Raw genomic sequence first — 460 nt, 5'->3', positions numbered from 1 at the left:
GAGCCGGGCTCGACGTCGGAGACCCACAGCAGCGAGCCGTCGGGAGCGGCGAGGAACTGCAGGTTTCCGGCGAAGCGTCGTCCCTTGCCGGAGTACCACAGGTCGTTGCCCCGCTCGGTGGTGCCGGCCACCCGGTCGCAGGCGATGAGCGTGCCGTCCAGCACCACATGGCTCAGGCCCTGCTCACGGCAGCGCTCCAGCACCTGGTGCAGGTCCGGGGCACACTCGGCGAGGACATCGATGCCCTCGTGCAGATACCGGTAGCCGGTGGCCTGGGAGATCCCGGCGTCGCGGGCCAGGCAGTGCACGCAGCCGCGCTCGCGGAACCAGCGCAGTACCAGCACGGCCCGGCGGAACGGACCCAGCGCCCGACTGCCGCGGGGAGTGCCGATCCGGCGGCGGTGGGCGGCCAGGAGACGGGCGAGGAAGACCACCACCGGGCGGGGGATGTCGAGCATGG

At 72.6% G+C, this 460-nt stretch carries 1 pseudogene; it reads right to left on the bottom strand.

Annotation, left to right across the window (positions count from 1 at the left end):
- Positions 1 to 460 (bottom strand): annotated as a pseudogene (locus AC2CJA_RS27220) (IS5/IS1182 family transposase); the annotation flags it as partial.

The organism is Streptomyces sp. ATLC9 (assembly GCF_057196705.1).
Note: the sequence above shows the minus strand (reverse complement) of the source record. Positions and strands in the feature narration are given on the sequence as shown.